The 24,295-nt window shown below is 61.0% G+C and carries 31 protein-coding genes; 12 read left to right on the top strand and 19 right to left on the bottom strand.

The features are described from left to right. Positions 1–11: 11 nt before the first annotated feature. The 15 genes from ACO2Q4_RS12400 to ACO2Q4_RS12470 form a co-directional block, all read right to left on the bottom strand. Positions 12–395: a hypothetical protein gene (locus ACO2Q4_RS12400; protein WP_423319574.1), complete on the bottom strand. Its 384-nt coding sequence runs from the start codon at positions 393–395 to the stop codon at positions 12–14. Further along, complete coding sequence (locus tag ACO2Q4_RS12405; RefSeq protein ID WP_423319576.1) at positions 395–1,468, bottom strand: phage portal protein; 1,074 nt, start codon at positions 1,466–1,468, stop codon at positions 395–397. The genes ACO2Q4_RS12400 and ACO2Q4_RS12405 overlap by 1 nt, the downstream gene beginning before the upstream one ends. Continuing rightward, complete coding sequence (locus tag ACO2Q4_RS12410; RefSeq protein WP_423319578.1) at positions 1,461–1,970, bottom strand: hypothetical protein; 510 nt, start codon at positions 1,968–1,970, stop codon at positions 1,461–1,463. Before ACO2Q4_RS12410 ends, ACO2Q4_RS12405 begins: the two co-directional genes overlap by 8 nt. After that, a complete protein-coding gene (locus tag ACO2Q4_RS12415) occupies positions 1,967–2,572 on the bottom strand; it encodes an HK97 family phage prohead protease (protein ID WP_423319580.1) in 606 nt (201 codons plus the stop codon). Before ACO2Q4_RS12415 ends, ACO2Q4_RS12410 begins: the two co-directional genes overlap by 4 nt. Position 2,573: 1 nt before the next feature. Next, positions 2,574–3,842, bottom strand: coding sequence for a phage major capsid protein (locus ACO2Q4_RS12420; RefSeq protein ID WP_423319582.1), 1,269 nt, complete (start codon positions 3,840–3,842; stop codon positions 2,574–2,576). Positions 3,843–3,850: 8 nt separating this feature from the next. Continuing rightward, positions 3,851–4,231, bottom strand: coding sequence for a hypothetical protein (locus ACO2Q4_RS12425; protein ID WP_423319583.1), 381 nt, complete (start codon positions 4,229–4,231; stop codon positions 3,851–3,853). Next, positions 4,228–4,518, bottom strand: coding sequence for an HNH endonuclease (locus tag ACO2Q4_RS12430; RefSeq protein ID WP_423319585.1), 291 nt, complete (start codon positions 4,516–4,518; stop codon positions 4,228–4,230). The genes ACO2Q4_RS12425 and ACO2Q4_RS12430 overlap by 4 nt, the downstream gene beginning before the upstream one ends. Further along, positions 4,515–6,044, bottom strand: coding sequence for a terminase large subunit domain-containing protein (locus ACO2Q4_RS12435; RefSeq protein WP_423319587.1), 1,530 nt, complete (start codon positions 6,042–6,044; stop codon positions 4,515–4,517). Before ACO2Q4_RS12435 ends, ACO2Q4_RS12430 begins: the two co-directional genes overlap by 4 nt. Positions 6,045–6,130: 86 nt before the next feature. Then, on the bottom strand, positions 6,131–6,565 hold the full coding sequence (locus tag ACO2Q4_RS12440; protein ID WP_423319589.1) for a hypothetical protein: 435 nt from the start codon (positions 6,563–6,565) through the stop codon (positions 6,131–6,133). 175 nt (positions 6,566–6,740) lie between these two features. Then, on the bottom strand, positions 6,741–7,967 hold the full coding sequence (locus ACO2Q4_RS12445; RefSeq protein WP_423319591.1) for an AAA family ATPase: 1,227 nt from the start codon (positions 7,965–7,967) through the stop codon (positions 6,741–6,743). Further along, entirely contained in the window at positions 7,964–8,380 is a 417-nt protein-coding gene (locus tag ACO2Q4_RS12450) for a hypothetical protein (protein ID WP_423319593.1), read from the bottom strand. Before ACO2Q4_RS12450 ends, ACO2Q4_RS12445 begins: the two co-directional genes overlap by 4 nt. Positions 8,381–8,457: 77 nt before the next feature. After that, positions 8,458–8,631, bottom strand: coding sequence for a hypothetical protein (locus tag ACO2Q4_RS12455; protein ID WP_423319595.1), 174 nt, complete (start codon positions 8,629–8,631; stop codon positions 8,458–8,460). Continuing rightward, positions 8,631–8,816: a helix-turn-helix transcriptional regulator gene (locus ACO2Q4_RS12460; RefSeq protein WP_423319597.1), complete on the bottom strand. Its 186-nt coding sequence runs from the start codon at positions 8,814–8,816 to the stop codon at positions 8,631–8,633. The genes ACO2Q4_RS12455 and ACO2Q4_RS12460 overlap by 1 nt, the downstream gene beginning before the upstream one ends. 133 nt (positions 8,817–8,949) lie before the next feature. Next, a complete protein-coding gene (locus tag ACO2Q4_RS12465; protein ID WP_423319598.1) occupies positions 8,950–10,206 on the bottom strand; it encodes a tyrosine-type recombinase/integrase in 1,257 nt (418 codons plus the stop codon). 242 nt (positions 10,207–10,448) lie between these two features. Continuing rightward, positions 10,449–11,147, bottom strand: coding sequence for a GntR family transcriptional regulator (locus ACO2Q4_RS12470; RefSeq protein WP_311758787.1), 699 nt, complete (start codon positions 11,145–11,147; stop codon positions 10,449–10,451). A gap of 208 nt (positions 11,148–11,355) precedes the next feature. On the opposite strand from ACO2Q4_RS12470, the gene ACO2Q4_RS12475 reads away from it, so the two are divergent. The 7 genes from ACO2Q4_RS12475 to ACO2Q4_RS12505 all read left to right on the top strand — a co-directional run bounded on the left by ACO2Q4_RS12475 (position 11,356) and on the right by ACO2Q4_RS12505 (position 17,518). Then, positions 11,356–12,543: an ABC transporter substrate-binding protein gene (locus ACO2Q4_RS12475; RefSeq protein WP_311758786.1), complete on the top strand. Its 1,188-nt coding sequence runs from the start codon at positions 11,356–11,358 to the stop codon at positions 12,541–12,543. 75 nt (positions 12,544–12,618) lie between these two features. Further along, positions 12,619–13,488: a branched-chain amino acid ABC transporter permease gene (locus ACO2Q4_RS12480; protein ID WP_423319601.1), complete on the top strand. Its 870-nt coding sequence runs from the start codon at positions 12,619–12,621 to the stop codon at positions 13,486–13,488. A gap of 10 nt (positions 13,489–13,498) precedes the next feature. Continuing rightward, a complete protein-coding gene (locus tag ACO2Q4_RS12485) occupies positions 13,499–14,518 on the top strand; it encodes a branched-chain amino acid ABC transporter permease (RefSeq protein WP_395133873.1) in 1,020 nt (339 codons plus the stop codon). Then, the gene (locus ACO2Q4_RS12490; protein WP_311758783.1) at positions 14,515–15,297 is read left to right on the top strand and encodes an ABC transporter ATP-binding protein; all 783 of its coding nucleotides are present in this window, start codon (positions 14,515–14,517) and stop codon (positions 15,295–15,297) included. The genes ACO2Q4_RS12485 and ACO2Q4_RS12490 overlap by 4 nt, the downstream gene beginning before the upstream one ends. Positions 15,298–15,310: 13 nt before the next feature. Continuing rightward, on the top strand, positions 15,311–16,024 hold the full coding sequence (locus ACO2Q4_RS12495) for an ABC transporter ATP-binding protein (protein WP_423319628.1): 714 nt from the start codon (positions 15,311–15,313) through the stop codon (positions 16,022–16,024). 6 nt (positions 16,025–16,030) lie between these two features. Next, positions 16,031–16,738: an aspartate/glutamate racemase family protein gene (locus ACO2Q4_RS12500; protein ID WP_423319603.1), complete on the top strand. Its 708-nt coding sequence runs from the start codon at positions 16,031–16,033 to the stop codon at positions 16,736–16,738. Positions 16,739–16,765: 27 nt separating this feature from the next. Next, positions 16,766–17,518, top strand: coding sequence for an aspartate/glutamate racemase family protein (locus ACO2Q4_RS12505; protein ID WP_423319605.1), 753 nt, complete (start codon positions 16,766–16,768; stop codon positions 17,516–17,518). Positions 17,519–17,533: 15 nt separating this feature from the next. Here ACO2Q4_RS12505 and ACO2Q4_RS12510 read toward each other — a convergent pair whose 3' ends face one another. Next, a complete protein-coding gene (locus ACO2Q4_RS12510; protein WP_311758779.1) occupies positions 17,534–17,977 on the bottom strand; it encodes an SRPBCC family protein in 444 nt (147 codons plus the stop codon). Positions 17,978–18,129: 152 nt separating this feature from the next. Continuing rightward, a complete protein-coding gene (locus ACO2Q4_RS12515; RefSeq protein ID WP_423319607.1) occupies positions 18,130–18,519 on the bottom strand; it encodes a hypothetical protein in 390 nt (129 codons plus the stop codon). Between the two features lie 194 nt (positions 18,520–18,713). Here ACO2Q4_RS12515 and ACO2Q4_RS12520 point away from each other — a divergent pair, with 194 nt between their 5' ends. Together ACO2Q4_RS12520 and ACO2Q4_RS12525 are read left to right on the top strand one after the other, a co-directional pair. Next, positions 18,714–19,529 carry a thymidylate synthase gene (locus ACO2Q4_RS12520; protein WP_311759055.1) on the top strand — a complete coding sequence of 272 codons (816 nt, stop codon included), beginning with the start codon at positions 18,714–18,716 and terminating at the stop codon, positions 19,527–19,529. Then, entirely contained in the window at positions 19,529–20,008 is a 480-nt protein-coding gene (locus ACO2Q4_RS12525; protein WP_423319609.1) for a dihydrofolate reductase, read from the top strand. Before ACO2Q4_RS12520 ends, ACO2Q4_RS12525 begins: the two co-directional genes overlap by 1 nt. Here the strand turns inward: ACO2Q4_RS12525 and ACO2Q4_RS12530 are convergent. Then, on the bottom strand, positions 20,005–20,787 hold the full coding sequence (locus tag ACO2Q4_RS12530; protein ID WP_395133646.1) for a 3-hydroxybutyrate dehydrogenase: 783 nt from the start codon (positions 20,785–20,787) through the stop codon (positions 20,005–20,007). The two genes, ACO2Q4_RS12525 and ACO2Q4_RS12530, sit on opposite strands and share 4 nt — an antisense overlap. 363 nt (positions 20,788–21,150) lie before the next feature. Between ACO2Q4_RS12530 and ACO2Q4_RS12535 the strand changes: the two genes are divergently transcribed. Genes ACO2Q4_RS12535 through ACO2Q4_RS12545 form a run of 3 tightly spaced genes read left to right on the top strand, consistent with a single transcriptional unit; the run spans position 21,151 to position 23,491 of the window. Beyond that, the gene (locus ACO2Q4_RS12535) at positions 21,151–23,007 is read left to right on the top strand and encodes an extracellular solute-binding protein (RefSeq protein ID WP_423319611.1); all 1,857 of its coding nucleotides are present in this window, start codon (positions 21,151–21,153) and stop codon (positions 23,005–23,007) included. Between the two features lie 2 nt (positions 23,008–23,009). Then, entirely contained in the window at positions 23,010–23,141 is a 132-nt protein-coding gene (locus ACO2Q4_RS12540; RefSeq protein ID WP_311758774.1) for a hypothetical protein, read from the top strand. Continuing rightward, positions 23,141–23,491: a hypothetical protein gene (locus tag ACO2Q4_RS12545; protein ID WP_311758773.1), complete on the top strand. Its 351-nt coding sequence runs from the start codon at positions 23,141–23,143 to the stop codon at positions 23,489–23,491. The genes ACO2Q4_RS12540 and ACO2Q4_RS12545 overlap by 1 nt, the downstream gene beginning before the upstream one ends. A 3-nt stretch (positions 23,492–23,494) precedes the next feature. Here the strand turns inward: ACO2Q4_RS12545 and xth are convergent, their stop codons facing one another. After that, positions 23,495–24,280 carry an exodeoxyribonuclease III gene (xth, locus tag ACO2Q4_RS12550; protein WP_311758772.1) on the bottom strand — a complete coding sequence of 262 codons (786 nt, stop codon included), beginning with the start codon at positions 24,278–24,280 and terminating at the stop codon, positions 23,495–23,497. Between the last annotated feature and the right edge of the window lie 15 nt (positions 24,281–24,295).

The following is a 24,295-nucleotide window of genomic DNA, read 5'->3' on the forward strand; positions in this document are numbered from 1 at the left end:
AAACAGCAACGCTAGGCAGCTTTTGCTTTCCGCTCTGCCCAATGCCGCTTCAGCCCTTCCCGTCGCGCCTCTGACTTCGGCGCGACAGCTTCAGCTTTCGCCCGCCTCTTCGCATTATAAGCGTCGATCCGGTCTGGGTTAGCCTGCACCCATGTCGCCGCAACCGGATTGATATGCGTGCGGTATGCGCGGGTCCTGTGGCGTTCCAACACACATTGAATGCAGGTGCCGTTTGAGGTCCAACGCTCGGCAACATGGTTCTTCAGGCAAGGTTCGCCCGTAAAGAACCGGTTGCGCCCCAAACTGCGGGCCGTCTCCCGGTCAATCTCGGGGCCGAAATGGAACACTTCCGGGCAAGGCAGCGCCGGAATTTCATACTTCTCAACGCCAGCCATCAATAGGCCCCGTCATCTTTCCCCCAGTTCACCAGCCGCAGGGCCGCGTCAGGGTCAATCCCGGCTTCCCTGGCCATCGCCAGCCCCTGCACAAGCGTTGTCATGGCCCGCGCACGTCCCGACACGTCATAAGCCTGAACCGGGCGCATCACGTCGATTTCCACATTGCCGCCCAGCTTCAATGAAGCTTCCTCAGCCATCAGCATTGCCATCGGTTGCAACGTCCAGCCCGCAAGGTGCCGCTGCATCTCGCGCACCATTGGTCCAGTCGTCGCAGTATCAACGCCACCGGGCAACACACCGAAAGCGTTCAGGATCGAGGCACGCGCAGCCCCCCAGTTCTGGGTTGCCATGCTATCGGCAAGGTTCGGGGTCAGCCCCTGCGGTCGCCAATCAGACTGAGGCGCGACCGAGCCTTGCGCGGCCACGTTCACCGACTCGCGCAACAGCACGCGTCCCCGTCGCCCTTTGAAGCCCCGTGCCAGCGTGTCCAGATCAACGCCCGTGCTTTCCGGGAATGGCACCACTGAGCTACCCAACGGCGCATTGGCATATGTCTCGGATAGCGCGGTTTCCAGCGTCTCCAGAAGTCCGGCGCTCAGGCGCGCCCGGCGCAAGGGTGCCGTGCCGGTCCATGGGGCGGAAGAATCAACCCCGATCCTGAAATGCAGCACCTCAGCAGCAAGCGCGGTCACGGAGTAGTTGCCGCCCGACTCCGGGATGCTGAGCCGATACCCACGGATACGCCCATCGCGCGTGCTGAAGTCGTAATCGGCCACAGGAAGCAGCCCGTCATCGGCCATATACCAAAGCGACTCACCCCGTAGCGCCAGAGAACGCGCCACAGACGCCATGACGGACCGGGATAGCAAATCAGTGCCGGTCACATCAGAGGCCGATAGCGCCCCTTCCCAGAGGCTGACGCAGGCTTGCACCGTCGCGGTCAGTTCAGCCAGCCCGGTCTGGCCGCTGATCCACGCTTCCCGCAGCGCCATGACCTGCCCCGTATACCCGGTATCGGCTGCACGCGTCTCAGGGGCCGCTGCCTGCTTGCGTTTGAACAGATTAAACATGGGCAATGCCCGCCTTTCGGTGTTTGGTCAGAAGATCAGCCGCCCCGGAATTCGCCAGTGCGGTTGCATCGCGACGACGCGCCCAACTTTCTTGCAGACTGCCGTCGATGTTCACTGAGTATCGAGAATAGCCGCGCAAATCCTCTGACGCGTAATAGGCAGCAAGGCGGCGATACGCTTCCTCGACCTCGGGCGTTACTTCCTTGCCGCCAATTGTGCAGCGAACCAGAGCCCGGCCAGTTACCCGCACTTCGCCATATTGGTTCACTTCGGCAGGTTCGTCATCCACGGCCTCAATAACATACGGAACATACGGAGGACGCCAATTAACAGGGCAAGGAGGGTTAACTTCAAAAACAACCTCAGAAGTCGTCCAGCGCGAATTAACGTAGCTTTCCAGCTTTCCCCAGATAGCCGCCGGAACACTTCCATTAACCCCAGCAGGAGCATCAGGATAAACAATTGAGAGTTCATTTTCTGACTCAACATAAAGACTGGTCATGCGCGCCACCTGTAATGGGCAGATTTCTTCGGAACGATCAGCCCGCTATCCAGTTGCCGCAAATCCAAGGAGGTTTCGGTATATGCGGGCCGCGTCACAAGCGATAGCTCAAACAGGATGGCCTCAAAGATCGTGCGGATTAGGGCATTCCCCTCGCTGGGGTCTTCTTCGGTCGTTTCCTCGGCCTTCTTTACCGCCTCAGGTGGCGCAACACGAAAGCCGGGACTAATCCCGCCGACCAAACCCGCCGTGAACTGTGCAAGAAAATCCGTCCACCACGTCGCCTCTTGAATTTCAGGCAGAATGACCGCCTCGAAATTCAGCGCCTCGTCGGTGTCATTCAGCAGGAACGTTCCCGCCTTCTTCGACGCGAGGGGACGATCAAACGAATGTCCGACCAGCAGATGAATATCGCGATCCGGGTCATCAACCGCAAAGCCAAAGGCACGTGGCGCGAATGCTTCCTTGCGAGGCTTGCGACCGTTGCCGCCGGAATTGATGACTGCACGCGAGTTATAGGGGAATTTGCCCGTGAGCCTGCGGGAGCCGTCGCCAGCGTCCCGCAGTTCAAGGCCCCCCGCATAGATCGGGAAGCCGTCCATATCAGGCACCCGCCAGACCGGTCAGGATGCGGGTTTGAATGCCCCGCGCAACCTGCACATCGGCAGTGACAAGACCGGTCAGAACAAGCTGGCCGCTGTGTGCCTTGGTGAATTGATCACGAACCAGATCCACCCCCCAGATGCCCAAGAACGCAGGCGCAACGCCGTTAACCGTCGCAGTCAGGATGGCAGTCGCGGCAGGAATCTGGTTCGCCAGCACCGGCTTGACCCCGTGCGAAGCCATGCGGTCCAGTTCAGAGACAGCTGTTCCGGCGATCAGGGCATCATCCAGATCGGACCAGATAGCAGGCGGGAAAGCCACACGGACCTGTGCCGGGTCAGTGATCGCGTTCGCCTGCATGAAGGCGACGATCTCGGCGCGGAACGCGGCCCACGTCGCAGCGGCACCAACAGCCGTTGACGTAATGCCATAGGTCGCAGCACCTGGGATCAGGCCCAGCGGTTGACCAGCGGCACCGGTGCCCGTGATGACTGCAGCATCAAGCGCAACTTCAATCGCCGCCGACATGTCCTGACGAATGGCGTTCTCCAGCCCCGGCCCCGTCATCTTCAGGGCCTTGCGCGTGATGACCATCTGCGCCCCAAGCGTCTGATCGGGCGAGAGCACTTTCTCAGTGGTGGCGAAGGCAGAGGGACCGCCCACATTGCTAAGCTCATCAGCCTGCCAACCAGTCACAGCCCCGGCGGTGGCAACAGGGTATTCGACCTGCCCTGAGGTGATGTTGACCGACTGGACGCCAAGGCGGGCAGCAACCGAGTTCGGGAACAGGCGGGCAATGATATCCCGCGTCTGTTTCGGCTCATACAGCCCACTAGAAACGGTTTCGCCCGCGCGCTGTTCCAGTGCCGCCAGAGGAAGCGGGATGCCGCGATAACCGCCTTGGCTGCGAAGCTCTTGCACGACCTCGGCGGTCGCCCCGGACAGGGAAGCGCCCTCGTCAAGCGCCAGTGCGACTTGCCGAACCTCGAATTTGTCGATCAGTTCAGCGAATTGCTTGTCCGAGCGCGTTTCCAGTTCCGCGCCAGCTTCCCGGCGTTCGGCATCCTCGGAAACCATCGCAGCACGCAGCCTGACTTCAGATGCGCGGTATTCTTTATCAAGGGCGTCCATCGAACGCACCTCGTCATCGGTCGGAGTATCCTTGCCAGCAAGCTCCGAAAGCTGTTGGCGGATCTCCGATTGACGAAGCTGGATTTTCTTAGATTGCAGCATAATTATATCCGTGGTTAACCAAATTTGGATAACCATGTTTTACGCTAATCCCAGCTAAACGCCAAAGCGTCGGGATTATCTTCCGCAAACTCAATCATATGCCTGCCATATTCGGTCATACAGAGATAATCTCCGTCTTTGGCAATAAGATTGGCCCTAATCGCGCCATTTAAGGATGCGGTGGCGTTGCCAGTCGCCTTAAAGCCCAACAACTCTTGAATAGCTGCGGAACTGTTAGGAAAGTTCCCGGCGCTATCCATGACAGCAATCAAGATCGCGTAGTGATCCTTAGCGATGGCAAATTCGCCGCCAGCCCACGGCAGAGGGATGACGCCTTGCGAATGCAGATATGAGCAGTCCCGTTGATACTGATCTATCAGCAACTCGCGCAGTTCGTCTTCGTCGTATTCGTCGTAACGCTTCATATTCCGCCCCGTAGCAATTTGCGCCACCTCGACGCCTCAGGATCAACCTTGCCCCCAAATACTTCGGTGCGGGTCTTGGCGGCATGACAGGGCTTACACAGCATCTGAAGGTTGGCCGGGTCATATTCCCCGCCACCATCCCGAACCGGCTTAATATGGTCGCATTCCAGCATTCCAGCCGAACCGCATTTCACGCAGCGGTAATTGTCGCGGCGCAGGATTTCCTTCCGCAAACGCTTCCACCGTTCGGTGCGGATGACATGCGCGCTATGACGGTGCCAACTCATGCCCAGACAACCCTAGCAGGGCCACGCTCAGGAACAGCCGCCCGTCGCTGCCCTTCCGCAACCGCAACAACCAGAGCCGAAGCAGCATCGATCCGGCCCAGACTGCGCTTCTTGGTCAGCTTCTCATTGCCGCTGTCGTCAATAACCACGATGGCCTCTGCCATGGCAGAGCGCAGCAGCAGGCTGGGGAGGGTCTTAACGCGACCATCGAACAGCCCCGACCGGAACCGCTCAACGTCTTCGCCACCGTCTCGAAAGCCGTTGCCGCGCGCTACAAACGGGACACGAACGCCAGCCGCTTGCATGGCCTCCCGAAATTCGGCCTCCCTGAACCGGTCGCCGACGATGCACGCAATGGGGTAGCCCTCAGCGCGCCCGATAACCCGGCGCAACCAGTCGGCAGGCGGAACGATAAGGTCGCCCTGCGTCCACAGTTCGCCCCGTTCTTCCATTTCGACATAGCGCCGCCCGACGCCATCCGCAGCGCCACGATCCGCCAAGCCGGGATTTGTGGGGAACGCGCCCCAAACCTCGGCACGCCCCGTCAGCGGCCAATACAGCGCCGCAGCAGACATGGAGCGACTACCGCCAAGGTCCACGCCCAAAACGCAGGGGCCATCACGCCCCGGAAGCTCGGCAACCTCAGCCGACAGCCATTCATCAACCGTGACCAGCACCTTGCCAGTCTCGACGTTCACCCTCTGGTTCAAGTTCAGGTTTCTGAAGGACGCCAGCGCCGAACCACCGCGCGCAATAGCTCTCGCAGCCTGCGACTTGAGCCAATCCAGCGTTGAACCGATGCCCTCCGCCGCGCCGGGGTTGGCAATCTTCAGCGCCTCCACGTCATCCGGGGCGCATCCTTCCTGCGGGCGGTGTTCTTGCACGTATGTGCCGGGCGGCGGTTGATCTAGCCACCGACTGAAGGCGTTGGCGTCATCAGGGGCCGAGGTAGAGATGATGAACGCCCGGCCATCCCGCTTACCCAATCCCGACAAGATCGCGTTTTCCAGTTCCTGGCCCTTTTCCGGGTGCCACGCGGCCCGTTCGTCCAGAATGGCCATCGTCGGGGCACCCCCGAGGATCGACTTGCCGTCAGCCGGGATTACCCGGACGATGCCACCACCATTGCCGCTGTATTCCGCCTCCAGCCGCTGCCCCCGGCGAATGTCGAATAGCGCCCGGTCCTCATCGGGAAGCCCCTCAATGAACCCTAGGATAAACTGGAACGCGACCTTACCTTGATCGCGGTTACGCGCCACAAGCAACACCTCGCGCTTAGGTTGGGGGGCATCGTGCAACACGCCCATAACCTCAGCCAAAGCAACACCAGCCGAAAGCGCGGTCTTGCCGTTCCCTCGCCCGATAGAAAGGCACGCGACCATGATTTCAGGTTTGAGCGCGCCGTTAAGGAATTGCTTTTGATATTTCGCCAGTTTAACTTGCGAACCGGCTAGCTTTCCCTCGGGAATTTTCAGGTTCTCCAAGAACCTAATTGCCAAAGAGGCTTGTTTCGTTGGTCTTGCCATTTGTTACACTATAACATTTTGAGAATGTGAGAAGGACAGCCCCACCGCGTATTCAAGGCCCCAGATATTGCCTACGGTGGCCCCGCTTAGCCTTCCCGACGACGACGCGACCAAACGCGCTTAACCACAGCCGACCAACGAGCCATGGCCGCAGTCATACCAAAGCGACCGGAATGACTGGTCACAGCACCACCCGCAACACTCAGCCAGCCGAATTCTTGTTTGTTGAAGTATGTCGCCCGACTGCCGATATACACCCGATCCCCAAGCTTCAGATTAGCTAGCACGGCATCATCACTGGCAGCAGGATCGGGATAGACTTCATCGTTGGCACCCAGCGGAATAGCAGCCGTATCGGATACCACAATAGACCGCGACAGGTTGCCCGTCTCATGCGGCATAGCAGCTCGGGCTTCATTCGCGATACCACGCACGGACTCAGCGAACGTATCAAGCGATGCCTGATGCACCTGCTCGGTCCACTGCTCAACAGCATTAGTAAATGACTTCGACTTGCCCATGCCAACCTCAGATGCGGAACACCTAAGGTTTTACCATGTGGGCAGCACCACGACGAATGGGGCGCGTGGTGGTGGTGATATATGCTTGTCGCTACCCTCTGCGCCACCATGAACCGCCTCACCACCACCACCCCACCCTTTAGGGTGGAGGGTGGTGGTGGTGGTGGTGGTTGGGTCAAATGTCCGTAATCCATTCACCAACTATGATATAGGGGCGATCCTGTCCTTTCGTCTTGCGATTTTCTGTGCGCAGCACATCTTTGGCCAGCCATTCGCTTATCAGCGCCTTCACCCTTGCCTTGCTCTCTGGCAAAGGCAGGCCCAGCACATTTGCCACCGCATTACCCACCCAATCCCCTGACTGTTCGCTGGCTCGTGGTTCTGGCAGTTCGTCAATTGCCCTTTGCACTAGCAGCGTGTCCTTAACCGTAATGCCGTCAAACGTGTCTGGCACCTCGAAAGGCTCGACAGTGGCAACCCAGTCGCCATTCCCGATTGCAACCCCGACAGTTCGATACCATGATGCTCCGCTGCCAGTGGACATGTTAGTTTTGTCTTGCGTCACGCTGAAATAAGTCGCGTGATCAGTTGCAGTATTCACGCCCATCTTTTGCCGCTGTTCATGGCTTGCCCTATTGAGCACCCGACCGTCCCGTGCGGCATTGAGGAGCGCGGAACCGCCGCGCCCATCTTCGGAGGTTAGCGTCGCCCCGTTGCCCTTGCGGGTATGGTGAACGAGTTCGACGGATATGTTGCACTCGCGGGCAATGCGCGCCCATTCCGTTGCAACCGCATCAATTGCGCTGTTGTCATTTTCGCCAACCCGGTGCGATTTCACGAAGGGGTCAACGGTAAGATGATCTATACCATGTTCGCGAATGTGCTCGATTAGCTTCTCTGAGACAGGTTCGACAATCTGGATGCCGTCTCTGCCTTGGGTGGCGAGGCAAAGCTGTGAATCATTTCCGTCAATGTAGAAACGCCCAGCCAATTCATCAGGGTTGATATTGTGATGCAACATAGAAGCAGCAACACGCCGTTCCAGTTCATCGCGAGGCTCTTCAAGAAAAAGCCCCCAGACGGTAAGAGCCTCAGGCACAGCCGCCCCAAGGATTTCGCGCCCGGTGGCCATGCATAGCAGTTCCATGATCGCCAATGTGGTTTTACCAACGCCACCGGGCGAAACCGTGACACTGCACATCAGTCGTTGGAGGTGATTTCCATAGACCCAAGGGCGCGGCGGGATGGACGATGGATCACGCCACACGAACGGCGTGGGCCTTGGCGCAAGGCTGTCGATGATGATACGACCATCCACAGCAGCAAGCCGTGCAGGCGGCGGGGCGACGCCCGACGCTTGGATATCCGCGAAGATGCGGGCGTAGTCAGGCACCGCGTTCATGCAGCGGCCCTCCCCAGTGCAAATCCCAGGAAGGCCGTCTTTTCCTCGGGCGTCATTACCTCCCAGATCGCAATAAGATAGGTGCCACGTTCCTCAATGTCGGCATCTGATGCCCACCACGAAGCGGCGTCAGACGTGCGCGCGAATGGTGGCACGGCAGAAAGACCGGCCAGCTCGTCCTCAGCGAGCGCGGCTACCTCGTCGGGAGGCAGGGACAGCAGGAAGGATTCCGCAACTGCACATCTTTCTTCCTGCGTGAGCTGGGCTTCCCATACGATGGCCGCTCGGTGCCATGTTCCGGGCGTTCCAACTGTGAGGGCATACCCCAGCATCCGGGCCGCAGCTTTGTGCTGTGGTTCGATGAGATGGGAAATGGAGCCGCGCGCCTGCGGCTTGACTTCAGTAGCTTCCATCACTATTAATGATCCTGTAATCGCAAGTTACGAATTTGGCCCGGCAGGAATGGAGGTTCCTTCCGGGCCTCTTATTTTCAAGAAACGGCTTTCCAGTTAAAGCTGCCACCCGAGCGCGGTGGCTTGGGCAGTTCATCGCGGATTGCTTTTGATGCCCGCTCGATCATATGCCGCTCATAGTCATGGTCGGTGATGCGATGAACCATCGAGTAAATTTCCTCGGTTAGCTTCTTGATCTTGTCCGCATCCATCACGCAGCCATCCTGTTTTTTTCGAGGAACGCGTTAATTTCGTGTTCGGGCCAATATCGCTTGCGCCCAATGCGTATCGGCCTCGGCATCTTCACATCAGGATCACGCAGCCAACGCTCAAGCGTGGGCCGTGAAATACCTAGCGAGGCGCAGAACTTCGGGACGTCGATATGTTTTGCAATCATCGTTCACTCCTTACCTTCCCTAAACATGCACTATGATACCGTTGTCGACAAATCAGCCGCTTTGGAACCGGCATCGACACAGGCAATAACTTCATCATTTCCCGCGCGCCGGATTCGATAGAGCACGGTCACGTCAAGCATTCTGTCCCCCAGAATTTGTTGAGCCTCGCATCGACACCACATGTGCGGCCCACGCGTCCATTAACGCGCGCCGCTTCTCCACCATGTCCCCGCGCCGATAAGCACGCTCCACCGCTGACCCCACATTATGTGCCAGCGCGATCTCTGCCATGTCGCGCGGGTAGTCAGTGCGTTCCGCAGCCCAGTCCCGAAAGGTTGAGCGCATTCCGTGCGGGACGGCAGGCCGCTTACTTCGCGGGTCTATCCACGTTTTGGGTTTGGCCTCATCCATGCGCCGCATCACAGCGGATATGGTCATGTCAGAAAGCATCCCGCCGCGCAGTGCAGCAAAGACGTATGGGACGCCCTCGCGCCGCTCCATGGTTTCAAGGACCGCAACCGCCCGGCCCGAAAGCGGCACACGATGCTCGCGTCCTGCCTTCATGCGTTCGGCTGGGATTGTCCAAATGCGGGCTTCCAGATCAATCTCATCCCAAGTCGCGCCCCTTATCTCACCCGAGCGCGCAGCGGTCAGAGTCAGGAATTCCAGCGCCCGCGCGGCTGTTCCCTCCATGCCTTGCAACGCTTTGAACCACGCGGGGGCATCATCAATGGCCAAGGCTGGTTGATTGTCTTTGCTAGCTACGCGTGAGGGCTTGGGCAGCAGTTCCGAAAGATTGCCCTTCCACCGCGCCGGGTTGTCACCGCTCCGGTGTCCAGCGACCGTTGCCCAAGACAGAACGGCCTCAATTCGGCCCCGAAGCCGTGTCGCCGTCTCGGTCTTGCTTGTCCAGATAGGTTCCAATGCCTGCTTGACGTCATCGACGGCAATATCTGCCACGGCCATGCTGCCCAATACCGGCGCGGCATAGGTATCCAGTGTCGCACGCCATTGCTTCCGATGCTTCTCGTTGCGAAACTCATCCAGCTTGCCGCCAAGATACTCATCAACAGCCTGTGCAAAGGTGATGCGATCCCGCTTGCGCTTTGCAGCCGCTCGGGTTGCCTTCCGCTCGGCAATGGGGTCGCGCCCTTCACGGATCGCGTCTTTCACTTCTCGCGCCTTGTCGCGCGCTCTGGCGAGGCCCGTCTCAGGATATGCGCCCAATCCCAGTTCGCGCCGCTCGCCCGCAATGGTCGTCCGCAAGAGCCATGATTTGGCTCCGTTCGGCGTCACTTGAATGAGAAGGCCGGATACACCACCAACCGCGCGCAAGCTTGGCCGTTTAGAATGCACCGGCTTGAGATGCTTGACGTCAAGCGCCGACATTTCTTTAGCCACTCGCGGCATATTCACCCCCTAACCTACCCGCCTAAGCGTGTGCAATTTTATGACATTCAACGTTGCCGCATGAAACAGTGGCCTCTGAATTAGCCCTTATTTCATTGCCTTATCGTTGTATCATCGGGGGCTTTAGGGGGTCAAAATGGCGGCCACCCTCTCCGCCACTTGGTTGTGGTTTTTCTTCCCAGAAAATCAGACGCATCACGCCAGCCATCACTTGGCTGTCGCTAGCGTTTCAGGATTGCCACCAGGTCCAGTTGGCCGGTGCTGCGCTCGGTCAGGTCAAGGTCGCGCTTGATCTGCGCAAGATGGTCGCGCATCAGTTCAGCCGCCAGATCCGCGTCGCGGTCGCGGATCGCATCGACGATGCTGGAGTGATCGTGGTCGCGGCAATCGGTCATGTCCTGCGCGCCGAATATCCCGATGATCAGCGAGGTTCGCGTGATCAGTTCCCGCATCATCCGGGACATGACCGAGTTGGCGGCGACCTGCGCCAGAAGCCCGTGGAACTGCCCGGACAGGCGGATCGCATCCCGGCGACGCCCCGAATGATGGGCCTGATGCTCAAGCTCGATATGCTCGGCCAATGCGGCGATGTCGGCATCGGTGGCGCGCGCGACGGCCAGCCTCGTGATCGAAGGCTCCAGCGTCAGGCGTGCTTCAAATACTTCATGCGCCTGCTCGGCGGTGGGGCTTGCGACAAAAGCGCCGCGATTCGTGTGCAGGTCGACGATCTGCTGGCTGGCCAGCAACAGAAGCGCGCGACGGATCCGCATCCGACCGACCCCGAATGCCTCGCACAGGGCCGATTCGGAAAGTTTCGTGCCCGGCGGCAATCGCTGATCCACGACTGCCTCAAATATGTGCTCGACGATGTCTTCTTCGCCAATATCGGTGCCTTCGCCCTGTGCTTCGGCATAGTTCATCGGCGCTTGATCCCCCGTAATATGCTGCGGCCCAAGGAAATAGGTGCATTTGAAATCTACGGCAAGAATTCGGCTTTAGCCATATTGTTAACGAACGCTTGACAGAACCGTTAACAAGATCACCATGAGTGTGTCAGATCAGTTTCATAAACGCCTCCGCATCTATCGGAGTCAGTTGCGGACGGCCCAAATAACAGGGAGCACTGAAATGCAGCGTCGCAACTTTCTGAAAACCACCGCGCTTGCGGCCGTGGCAAGCATGGTGATGTTTTCGGCCGCCCATGCCGAAAACGCCAAGCTGAAGATCGGTTTCGTCGGCGTCACCTCGGGGCCTGCCGCGGCCTGGGGGATTTCAAACCAAAGATCGATGGAAGCCCGTGCCGCCTGGCTGAACGAATTGGGTGGGGTCAAAATCGGGGATACGACCTATGATATCCAGATCGTGCCCTTCGACGACCAGAAGGATCCCAAGCGCGCCATTGCCGGCATGGAAAAGATGGCGCAGGAAGGCGTCCATTACGTCGTCGGCCCGAACGTCGATGACGGCGCCGCCGCCGTGCGCCCGGTCGCCGAACAGAAGGGCATAATCTATTTCCCCTATGCCTTTCCGAAAACGCTTTATGTCGCCCCGGCATCGAATGCGATCCTGGGCATGGTCGCCAATTACCAATCCGGTCCGGCGATTTACAAATACCTGATCGACAACAAGGGGATCAAGAAGATCGCCTTTGTCGCCGCCAATGAATCCGATCCGTTGAGCCAGCGCGATTCCGGGGTCGAGGCCGCAAAGGCCCTTGGGCTGGAAGTGGTTTCGGACAAGGTGACGTATCAGGTCGATACCACCGATTTCACCCCGGTGCTGCTGCCGGTCATCCAGACGCAGCCTGATCTGCTGGTCCTGTCCGGCGTATCACCGGCCAATGCGCCGCAATTGATCCGCTCGGCCCGCGAATTGGGTTATCAGGGGCTGATCTCGACCGAAACGGCGCAGGATGCGGCTGTTCTGGCCGAAGGCGCGGGCGAGTTGGCGAATGGTTTCATTTCGGTGGGCGGAGCCTCGACCCCCGAACTGGCCAGCGACGCGATGAAGGAATTCGTGGATCGCTATACCAAGATGTTCGGCGAATATAATGACGAGTCGAACACCAAGGTCTATGCGCTTGAATACATCATCGAGACGCTGAAAGCGAACCCTGCCGCGATCGACAATGTCGACGAATACAAGAAGACCATCGACACGTTCGAGGCCCCGAACCCCTTCATGGTCGGTGACGCCAAGCTTCATTACGTCGGCACGACCTCGTTCCAGCAGAAACGGCAGATTTCGGTCCCGCTGGTGGTGAACGAATACAAGGACGGGGCTTTCCAGACCCTGTTCGTGGCGCAGGTCGACTGACACGGCCCACAAAAGCGCACGCGCGCCCCGGGGACCGGCCCGACCGGCCCCCGGCTTTCAAACACAGGGTGCGGAATGGAACAGATCATCGCAAACGGGCTGTATCTGGGTGCGCAATACGCACTGATCGCCCTGGGCCTGACACTTATCTTTTCCTTGATGAACGTGCTGAACTTTGCGCACGGCCAGATGTATGTCTTTGGCGGCTTTGTATGCTATACGGTCGTTTCGCAGCTGGGACTGCCTTTCATCGTCGGGTTGATTGCCTCGGCGCTGGTGCTGGGGGTGATGGGCGCGCTGATCGAGCGCTTCCTGTTCCGCCCCGTGATCCGAAGATCCAAGCGCGACGAATCCACCATGTTGCTGGCGGCGGGGATCGCCTTTTTCCTGGACGCGCTGATCCTGCTTCTGTTCGGGGAAAAGCAGCGCGGCGTGCCCAAGATCGTCAACGGCGTCTTCAACTGGGATTTCCGCCTTATCATGCCCTATGACCGCATCCTGATCGGGATATTGGCGATCGCCCTGATCCTGGGGTTCATCCTGTTCATGCAGTATTCGAAGGCAGGTCGCGCGATGCGGGCCCTGGCGCAGGACCGGACGGCAGCGCAGCTGATGGGCGTGGATGTGGACCGTTATTCGATGCTGGGCTTCGCGATGGGGGCAATGCTGGCCGGGCTGGTCGGTGCGCTTCTGGTCACGATCACGGGCGTCAACCTGGGGATGGGCGGGCCAACCTCGGTCAAGGCCTTCCTGATGATCATGATCGGCGGAGCCGGTGTCATCTCGGGTGCCATCGCCGGAGGCTTCATCCTGGGCATGATGGAAAGCGTGGGCCTGTCGGTCCTGTCCTCGTATGGCGACGTGACCTATCTGGTCATCTTCGCGACGCTCATGGCGTTCCTTGCGATCCGTCCGCAGGGGCTTATGGGCAAGCCGTGGGGTTGATGCCATGAACATGCCGAACCAAACCCAAAGCCGTCCCGCGCTGAAGTCCGGCAAGGCCCTGTCAATGCCACGCCTGCTGGGCGTGGCCGCCTTCCTGGCCTTTGTCTTTGCCGGCGTCCCGATGCTGATCGCGGCATCCGGCAGGTGGGATTTCTACTACACGCTGACCTCGGTGGCGCTTTTGTCCATCGGGGCAGCAGGGGTCTGGCTGACCTTCTATATCGGCCGCATCAACATCGGACAGGGCGCCTATGCGCTGGCCGGGGGCTATGTCTCGGCGATCCTGATCACGCAAGTCGGGGTCAGCTTCTGGCTGACGCTGCCGCTGGCGGGGCTGTTCTGCGCGCTGATCTCGGTCCTGATCGGGCTGCCGATTCTGCGCCTGCGCGGGGTCTATTTCGCGATGGTCACGCTGGTCCTGACCGAGGTGGCACGCCTGACCGCGCTGGCCCTGCCGGTCACACACGGGGCCAAGGGGATCACCTCGATCCCCATGCCAGGTGCGCTGTCGGTCTTCGGCATCACTTTGATCCCCGATTTCGCGACGCTGCAGAACCCGCGCCAGGCGTTCTATTTCGTCGCCGCCACGCTGATGATCCTGGCCTATCTGGTGATGTGGCGGATCGTGAATTCGCGCTTGGGGCACCTGTGCCGTAGCCTTCAGCAAAACGAGGAACTGTCCGCCTCGATCGGTGTCAACACCGCATGGCTGCGGGTGCTGGCCTATGCGATCTCCAGCTTCTTCGGCGGGGTCGCAGGGGCGATGTTCGTGTCGATCTCGCAATCCATCTACCCCTCTTCCTTCGTGGTGCAGGACAGCGTGAACTTCATGCTCTACTGCTTCCTTGGCGGGCTGGGCTATGTCTTCGGGCCGATGCTGGGGACGCTGCTTCTGTATTTCGGCTGGGATCTGCTGTCGGCGACCGGACGATACCAGTTGCTGCTGTATTCCGGGATCATGATCGCGCTGATGCTGGTGCTGCCGAACGGTGTTCTCAGCCTTTTTGACCGGAAGGAGGGCGGGAAATGACCCCCATCCTTGAAGTCCGCGGCGTCACCAAGAAGTTCGGTGGCCTTACCGCGAACAACGCGATCAGCTTTACCGTCGCCGCAGGCGAGATCCTGTCCGTGATCGGGCCGAACGGGGCCGGGAAATCCACCCTGTTCAAGCAGATCGCGGGTTTCCAGAGACCGACCAGCGGCGAGGTGATCTTTCAGGGTCAGCGCATCTCGGGCCTGCCCCCGCACAAGGTGGCGCGCATGGGCGTTGTGCGGACCTTTCAGGAAACCACCATCTTCCGCTCGATGACCGTGCGAGAGAACGTCATCGTCGCGCATCACCTGCGTTCTCGCGCCAGCCTGCTGGAATATTTCCTTGGCACATCCGCCGCTCGTTCTGACGAGGCGGAATTCGCCCGCTCGGCCGACGAGATCATCGGCTTCCTGGGACTGGCAGAGATCGGGGACGAACTGGCATCGACCCTGCCGCAGGGCCATCTGCGCGCCCTTGGCATGGCGATCGGGCTGGCCACCGACCCAAAGGTCATCCTGCTGGACGAACCCTTCGCCGGCATGAACCGGGACGAAACGATGCGCATGGTCGCCCTTGTTCGCCGGTTGCGCGACGAACGCGGGGTAACGGTGCTGCTGGTCGAACATGACATGCCCGCGGTGATGAAGATCTCGGACCGGATCGTCTGCATCAATTTCGGCGAAAAGATCGCCGAGGGCACTCCCGCCGACATCCAGGCCAACCCCCGCGTCATCGAGGCCTATCTGGGCTCGGAAGACGCCGCGATCGGGATCTGAGCGCATGACCACAATGCTGAGCTTCGACAATGTCGAACTGTATTACGATCACGTCTATGCGCTGAAGGGCGTCTCGATCCAATTGAACGAAGGCGAGACAGTGGCGCTGATCGGCGCGAACGGGGCCGGAAAATCCTCGATCCTGCGGGCGATCACGGGGCTGCGAAAGATCAAGTCCGGCTCGATCAGCTATATGGGGAGCCGGCTGGACGGAACCCCCGCGGCCGAGATCGTCCGCAAGGGCATCGCCATGGTGCCCGAAGGCCGGCGCGTCTTTCCATTGATGAGCGTCAAGGACAACCTGCTGATGGGCGCCTTTACCCGCAGCGACAAGGCCGGGATCCAGCAGACGCTGGACAGCGTGCTGACCCGCTTTCCACGCCTTCGCGAACGCTTCAACCAGCAGGCCAGCACCCTGTCGGGGGGCGAACAGCAGATGATGGTGATCGGGCGCGCGCTGATGGCGCGGCCCCGGCTGCTGCTGCTGGACGAACCCTCGCTGGGGATTGCACCCAAGCTGGTGCAGGACATCGCGCGGGCCATCGTCGCGATCAGCCGGGACGAAGGCGTCTCGGTGCTGCTGGTCGAACAGAACAGCCGCATGGCCCTGTCGATTTCAAACCGCGCCTATGCGCTGTCCACCGGGCAGGTCGTGCTGGCGGGAAACTCGCGCGAGCTTCTGGACGATCCGCGCGTCAAGGCCGCCTATCTCGGCGGAGAGGTCTGAGGGAACATGCGCATCCTGGTTCTGAACCCCAACACCACTGCCTCGATGACCGAAAAGATCGGGGCCGCCGCGCGGCGCATCGCCTCGGCCGGGACCGAGCTCATTGCCGCGAACCCGACCAGCGGGCCGCCGTCGATCGAGGGCTTCTATGACGAGGCGATGTGCCTGCCGGGGCTGTTGCAGGTGATCCGCGACACGCCCGACGTCGATGCGGTTGTAATTGCCTGCTTCGACGATACCGGGCTGGACGCCGCGCGCTGCCTGACCGACAAGCCGGTCATCGGCATCGGCGAGGCAGCCTATCACATGGCCTCGATGATCGCGAACAAGTTCTCGGTCGTGACCACGCTGGCGCGGTCGGTCCCGGCGCTGGAACACAACCTTCACCGCTATGGGCTGGCGGCGCGATGCGCGCGTGTGCGCTCATCCGAGGTCGCGGTGCTGGAACTGGAGGATCCGGGCAGCAATGCCTATGCCCGGATCACCGACGAGATCGGTCGCGCCGTTGCCGAGGATCGGGCCGAGGCCATCGTGCTGGGCTGCGCTGGAATGACTGACCTCACGGAACGACTTTCTGCCGAACACGGCCTGCCGGTACTGGACGGCGTCGTTTGCGCCGTCAGTCTGTGCGAGGCGATGGTCAGGCTGCGGCTGCGCACCTCCCGGCTGGGTGGCTATGCCCCCGTGCCACGCCAAAAACTTGCCTATGCCTGATCGTCCCAATTCAGACCGGAGAGACCGATGACCCTGCCCCGCCGTTTCCCGCTGCTTCTGGGTGCCGCAATGCTTGCCGCCATTTCTGCCGGACCGGTGCTGGCCGAGCCGCCGGTGATTGTCCTGATCAACCCGAATTCGAATACCGAAGCGACAAAGTCCATGGCGGACCTGGCGCGTGGCGTCGCCGGGGACCGTGCGGTCATTGTCGAGCGCACGAACGAGGGTGTCCCTGCATTGCTGACCACGCCCGAAGACATGGAGAATGCCGCCAAAGGCGTCGCCGCGATCGGGCAGCAGGCCGCGAAAGAGCCGGGCGTCGCCGCAGTGATCGTCGCGGCCTTCAGCGATCCGGGACTTGATGCGCTGCGCGAAAGCGTCACCGGCATTGGCCTTTATGGCATCGGCGAGGCTGCGTTTCATGAGGCTGCCCGGGACGGCCGCCCATTTTCGATCGTGACGGTCACGCCCGATCCGGGACTGATCGAATCCTTCCGCCTTCGGGCCGAGGCCCTGGGTTATGGCAGCCAGTATCGCGGGGTGACGGTCACCCCCGGTGATCCCAAGGAACTGGTGAAGGATCCAGCTGCGCTTGACGCGGCACTGACCGACGCGGTCCGGCAAGCGGTGGCCGAAAAGCAGGTCGCGGCGATCATCATGGGCGGCGGCCCGCTGTCCGCCCCAGCCCTGCGGATCCAGGACAAGGTCGGGGTGCCGCTGGTCGTCGCGGTCAGCGCCGCAACTGCTGCCGCCTTGTCCGATCTGGCAGCAGGAAAATAGCCGCGGGCTTGGGGTCTATTCGCTGATTTCCGGCTCGACCAGCCGGGCCAGCTTTTGCAGGCATTCCTGCCAGCCAAGATAGCAGCCATCGGGCGGGATCACATCCGGCACACCCTGCTGTTCGATATTGATCTCGGTGCCGACGGACACTGCCTTGAGGGTCACGGTGACGCGCATCTCTCCGGGCAGGTTCGGATCGTCGAAGCTGTCGGTATAGACCAGCCGCTGTGACGGGATGAGCTCGACATAGGTGCCGCCAAAGGAATGGCTCTTGCCGGTCGTGAAATTGCGGAAGGACATCCGGTGGCGGCCGCCGACCTTCGGGTCCAACTCATGTACGGTGCAAAGGAAGCCATGGGGCGGCAACCAGCTTGCAATGGCATCGCTTTCCAGAAAGGCGCGATAGACCTTTTCTGGCCGGGTCGCGATCACTCGGTGAAGGCGGATCGTGCTGGGCATGATTTCTCCTCCTGCTGCGGCAAGGGGGCGGGCACGGATGAGCGGCGGGCACACAGGGATACAAGGCGAACCGGCCGCGCGGGGCGCCGCCCCTGACCTGACGGCAGCATAGCAAGATCGGCCCCGCGCGCAAACCCGCGGGCCAGCAGCCTTCAACAGTGCCGCGACAGGGCCCGGCCGATGCGGCGTTGCGCCTCGCGCAGGGCGAGGCCGGGACGCAACTGGCGCGCCTCAGGCTCACTTCGTGCCAGCTGGTCCTGTGCCAACGCCAGGTTTTCAGCCCGCGTCAGCCCGACCCAGCGGCGCGGAAGAAGGATGACACGGCGCCGCGCCAGACGGGCATGATCCCCGCTCCAGATCATGAACCAGCGGGGGCCCGCGACCCTGACGCTCCAATGAGAGGTCCGCATGACGACATGCCAGCGACTGGCCGGCAGCAGCCGTTCGGCATTGCCCGGACTGGTCGTCGCGAGAAACAGCAGGTCCAGAATGCGTTCCGCCAGGCCCGGCGTCGCATCTCCTGTGCCGATTTCCATAAGCATGGCTTCTCTCATACAGACGCTATGCGGCTCGAATCCGCATCACAAGCATACACGATATACACGATAGTTTATATCGTTAATTGAGGTGTGCGAATGGCGTGAACAGCAGTTGTGGACTTTGCACGGCCCGCGATGATTGCTAATCCTGACCAACTCAGGGCCTGCCCGTGCCCCCAAAAACCGGAGAGCCGATCTTGCGCCAGTATCTTTCCGCGCTTCGCACCGTTCTTGAACAGGGCGTGCCCTCGACCGACCGGACCGGGACGGGCACGATCTCGCATTTCGGGATGCAATGCCGCTATCCTTTGGATCAGGGTTTTCCGCTGGTCACCACGAAGAAGCTGCACCTTCGCTCGATCGTGCACGAACTGCTGTGGTTTCTGTCCGGCGACACCAACATCCGCTATCTCAAGGACAATGGCGTTTCGATCTGGGACGAATGGGCAGATGACGACGGCGATCTTGGCCCGGTCTATGGCCACCAGTGGCGGCATTTCCCGACGGTGCGCGAAGAGGACGGACGTGTCGTGGTGGGTGAAATCGACCAGATCGCCGAACTGGTCCAGCGCATCCGCAAGACCCCGGATTCGCGCCGCCTGATCGTTTCGGCCTGGAACCCCGGAGAGGTGGACCAGATGGCCCTGCCGCCGTGCCACACCCTGTGGCAGGTCCGCATCCAGGGCCGCAAGCTGCATCTGCAGCTTTACCAGCGCTCAGCCGACATGTTCCTGGGCGTTCCGTTCAACATCGCCTCTTACGCGCTGCTGACGCATATGCTGGCCCATGTGACGGGATATGAGCCGGGCGACTTCATCCACACGATGGGAGACGCGCATATCTATTCCAACCACCTGGAGCAGGTGCAGACGCAGTTGGCGCGCGAGCCCCGTCCCCTGCCCCGACTGAGGATCACGCGGGATGTGTCGTCGATCTTCGATTTCCGCTTCGAGGATTTCGAGTTTCTGGACTATGACCCCGCTCCGGCGATCAAGGCTCCGGTGGCGGTCTGATGCTGACCCTGATCGTCGCACGCGCCCGCAACTCGGCCATCGGCAAGGACAACCAGATCCCGTGGCATTCGCCCGAAGACCTGAAGATGTTCCAACGCGAAACCACCGGGGGCGCCATCATCATGGGCCGCCGGACCTGGGACAGCCTGCCGGTGAAGCCGCTGAAGAACCGGCTGAATATCGTGGTGTCCCGCAATGCATCGCTGGCGGAACATGTCGCGCCCTCGGTCCCGGCAGCGATGGCGATGGCCACTGATGCGGGCCACAGCCGGATCTACGGCATCGGCGGACAGGCCATCTATCGCGAGATGCTGTCTTTGGCCGACCGGCTGATGCTGACCGAGGTGGCGCTGGACATCCCCGACGCCGATGCCTTCTTCCCGACCTTCGACGAGGCCGAATGGACCGAGATCTCGCGCCGCGCGCTGCCGGGCGACGGGCCGGCCTGCACGCTGCGCGAGCTGCTGCGCCGCCGTTAAAGCGCGGTCCAGCCCCCGTCGACCGAGATCGTGGTGCCGGTGATCTGGTCCGCCGCGGCCGAACACAGGAACACGGCGGTGCCGCCCATCTGCTCGACCGTGGCGAAGTCGCCCGAGGGCTGGCGCTGCAGCATCACCTTGGCGATTACGTCCTCCCGGCTCATGCCGTGGGTCTTCATCTGGTCGGGGATCTGCTTTTCGACGATGGGCGTCAGCACATAGCCGGGACAGATGGCATTGCAGGTGATCGGCTCGCGCGCGGTTTCCAGCGCCGTCACCTTTGTCAGACCGACAATCCCGTGTTTGGCCGCGACATAGGCGGATTTGAAGGGACTGGCGGTCAGCCCGTGAGCCGAAGCGATATTGATGATCCGGCCCCAGCCCGCGCTCTGCATCATTGGCAGCGCCACCGCGGTTGTATGAAAGGCCGAGGACAGGTTGATCGCAATGATCGCATCCCATTTCTCGGCCGGGAAATCGGTGATCGGCGCGACATGCTGGATGCCCGCATTGTTCACCAGAATGTCGCAGGCCCCCGCCTTTTCGATCAGCGCGCGGCAATCCTGCGCCTTTGACATGTCGGCCTGCAGATAGCGCGCCGTAATCCCATGCTCCGTCGCAAGCCTTGCCGCAAGCGCGTGGTCGTCATCGGTATCGGTGAAGCTGTTCAGGACCAGATCGGCCCCCGCCTTGGCCAGTTCGACCGCGATGCCAAGCCCGATGCCGGAATTCGAGCCGGTGACCACCGCCGTCTTGCCCTGCAGAAACCTTTGGAACATTCCCGTCTCCCCAACCCTGTTTCACCGTTCAGGGGGCAGGATGTGGAAAAACCACGGGCGAGACAACCCCGCCGGCCGCGTGGCTGAAGCTACATTTTTCCGTGATATGCGCGCTCGCGCGCGACGCGCCCAGCTGGCGACAAGCCCCTGTTGAAAATGGGCTTTGACCCAATAAAAATGCGCCCGCACAAGGCGGGCGCTAGTCATGAGGCAGGTTTCATACAGGCAAGAAACCTATCGAGCAGTGCTTTATCTATACGCTTTTCCCCAGATGAGTCCAATGGGTAAGTTTGCCTCGTGGGAATCGTGGCGCTAAGCTCGACCCTCGTAAAACCACAGACCCGAAAAACAGGGCGATCGAGCATGCGATTCTTCAAATTTGCTAACGAATCCGCGATCCGTCGCGCCTTCGCCGTATTGGCCTGTGTTGCAACGATGCCGCTGGCAAGCGCCGCGGAACCCATGCATGCCCTTGCAATGTATGGAGAACCCGCGCTTCCGGCGGGCTTTTCCCACCTACCCTATGCCAACCCGGACGCGCCCAAAGGGGGAACGATTCGTCTGGCCGAGTCGGGAAGCTTCGATTCGCTCAATCCCTGGATCCTGATGGGAAACCCGGTCTGGCCGATCTTCACCCAGCCCGGCCTGCTGGCCGAGCCGCTGATGATGCGCTCTATCGACGAACCCTTCACTCTTTACGGCCTGCTGGCCGAAAGCGTCGAGACCGATCCCGACCGCAGCTGGGTCGAATTCACCCTGCGCCCCGAGGCCCGTTTTTCGGATGGTAGCCCGGTCACGGTGGAGGATGTGATGTGGTCCTATGAGACGCTGGGGACCAAGGGCCATCCCCGCTATACCGCCGTCTGGTCCAAGGTCGCCAAGATGGAGCAGACGGGGCCACGCTCGGTCCGGTTCACCTTCAACACCGCCGACCGGGAACTGGCGATGCTGATGGGCATGCGGCCGATCCTGAAGAAGGCGCAATGGCAGGGCCGCGACTTCTCGCAATCGGGGCTGATGGCGCCGATCGGATCTGGCCCCTATGTCATCGACAAGGTCGATCCCGGCCGTGCGATCACCTTTCGGCGCAATCCCGATTACTGGGGTCGCGACCTTCCGGTGAACAAGGGCCTGAACAATTTCGACGAGATCCGCTTCGATTACTTCGGCGACGCCAATGCCATGTTCGAGGCCTTCAAGGCCGGTGAAACGGATGTCTGGCGCGAACTCGTCGCCGCGCGCTGGGACCGCGACTTCGATTTTCCCGCCGTTCGAGACGGCCGCGTCGTGAAATCCGAGATCCCGCATCAGCGGCCGTCGGGAATCATGGGGCTGGTGATGAACACCCGCAATCCGATCTTCGCCGACTGGCGCGTGCGCGAGGCGCTGATCGAGGCCTTCAACTATCGCTTCATCAACATGACGCTTTCAGGGGGCAAGGACGCGCGGATCACCAGCTATTTCTCGAACTCGGACCTGGCGATGCAGCCCGGCCCCGCCACCGGTCGCGAGGCAGAGTTGCTTGCCCCCTTTGCCGACCAGCTTCTGCCCGGCACGCTCGACGGTTATCGCCTGCCGGAAGGGGGCGACCGCGCCATCGACCGCAAGGGGATCCGTGCCGCGCTGAAGCTGCTGGCCGAAGCCGGCTGGACGGTGCGCGACGGCGAACTGCAGGATGCGCAAGGACGCCCCTTTGCCTTCGAGATCCTGCTGAACCAGTCGGGCAGCGCCATGCGCTCCAGCTCCGAAATGCGGCAGATCGTCGACATCTTCGTGGAATCGCTGCGCAACCTGGGCATCCAGCCCCGCGTGACCCAGCTTGATTCCGCGCAATATGTCGAGCGGACGAACAATTACCAGTTCGACATGACCTGGTATGAGCGCGGGCTGTCGCTGTCTCCGGGCAATGAACAGCTGCTTTACTGGGGCAGCGCAGGCGTGACGAAGCCCGGCAGCCGCAACTGGATGGGCATGAATTCGCCCGCGGCCGAGGCGATGATCGCCGAAATGGGCCGCGCCGAAACACCCGAGGATTACCACGCTGCGGTCCGCGCGCTGGACCGTATTCTGACCGCCGGCCGCTTCGTGATCCCCGTTAGCTATTCCCGGATTTCCCGCTTGGCGCACAAGTCAGAGATGCATTATCCTGAAAACACTCCACTTTATGGCGACTGGCCGGGATTCATGCCAGACACCTGGTGGCAAGAAGAAAGGAATTGATCGTGAGGCAGTTCGCAACCCTTGTCGTCCTTCTGGCGTTGGCCGGATGCAACACTGTCGCTGGCGTCGGCCAGGACATCACCGGCGCGTCGCATTGGGCGCAGGGCAACATCGGAGGAGGCGGCGGTTACTGATGAAGTGGGTGCATGTCAGCGAGAATTGGTCTGCTTTTTTTGAGGCGATCATCGAAAAATGGCCCGAGGCCGACGAGGCTGAACTGGAAGAGATCGACGGCGACCAGCGCGCCTTCATTCGCTACATCTCGGAGGTGACCGGTCAGGAAACCGCCGAGACGCGCGACGAAATCCGCGAATGGCTGGCGGGGGAAATACCCTCGGACATCGTCATGGACCCGGCGCATGACAATCATTCCATCGCGCTGTCGTCGAAATATCTTGGCGAGGGCGAAGACGAATATGATGACGACGCCCGCTTTGGCGACGATGACGAAGTGCGCGGCGACGGGGATCGCCCCCGCGACTAGACTTCAGGCGTCCAGGTCGACCCAGACCGGAACGTGGTCGCTGGGTTTGTCCTTGGCCCGTTCGTCGCGGTCAATGCCAGTGTCGATCAGCAGGTCGACCGCCTGTGGCGACAGCAGGATATGGTCGATGCGGATGCCGTTGTCCCGCTGCCATGCCCCCGCCTGGTAATCCCAGAAGGTAAAGGGCCCGCGGGCGTTGTCCGGATCACGCAGCCGGATGGCATCCGTCCAGCCGTCATTCAGGATCCGGCGCAGCGCGGCGCGGCTTTCCGGCTGGAACAGCGCGTCATCGACCCATTTATCGGGGGCCGCCGCGTCGCGCGGCTCGGGGATGACGTTGTAATCGCCCAGAAGGATCGTCGGCATTTCCTGCATGCGCAGGTGACTGGCGCGGGCGCGAAGCCGCTTCATCCATGCCAGCTTGTAGTCGAATTTCGGCCCCGGCTGCGGATTGCCGTTCGGCAAATACAGCCCGCCGATGCGAACTGCACGCTGACCGACCACCGTTGCCTCGATATAGCGCGACTGTTCGTCGGCATCGTCGCCGGGCAGGCCGCGCATCACGTCCTCGATCGGCAGCTTCGACAGGATCGCGACGCCGTTGAAGCCCTTTTGCCCGTGGGTTTCGATATTGTAGCCCAGATCAGCAATCGGATCGGCGGGAAAGCCTTCGTCCTGGGTCTTGATCTCTTGCAGGACCACGACATCCGGCTGTGCCTCGGAAAGCCAGCCGGTCAGGGTTTCGATGCGGGCGCGGACGCCGTTGATATTGAAGGTCGCGATTTTCATGGCGCGCAGACTAGC

The sequence above is a fragment of the Paracoccus sp. KR1-242 genome (assembly GCF_049446195.1).
Taxonomy (GTDB): domain Bacteria; phylum Pseudomonadota; class Alphaproteobacteria; order Rhodobacterales; family Rhodobacteraceae; genus Paracoccus; species Paracoccus broussonetiae.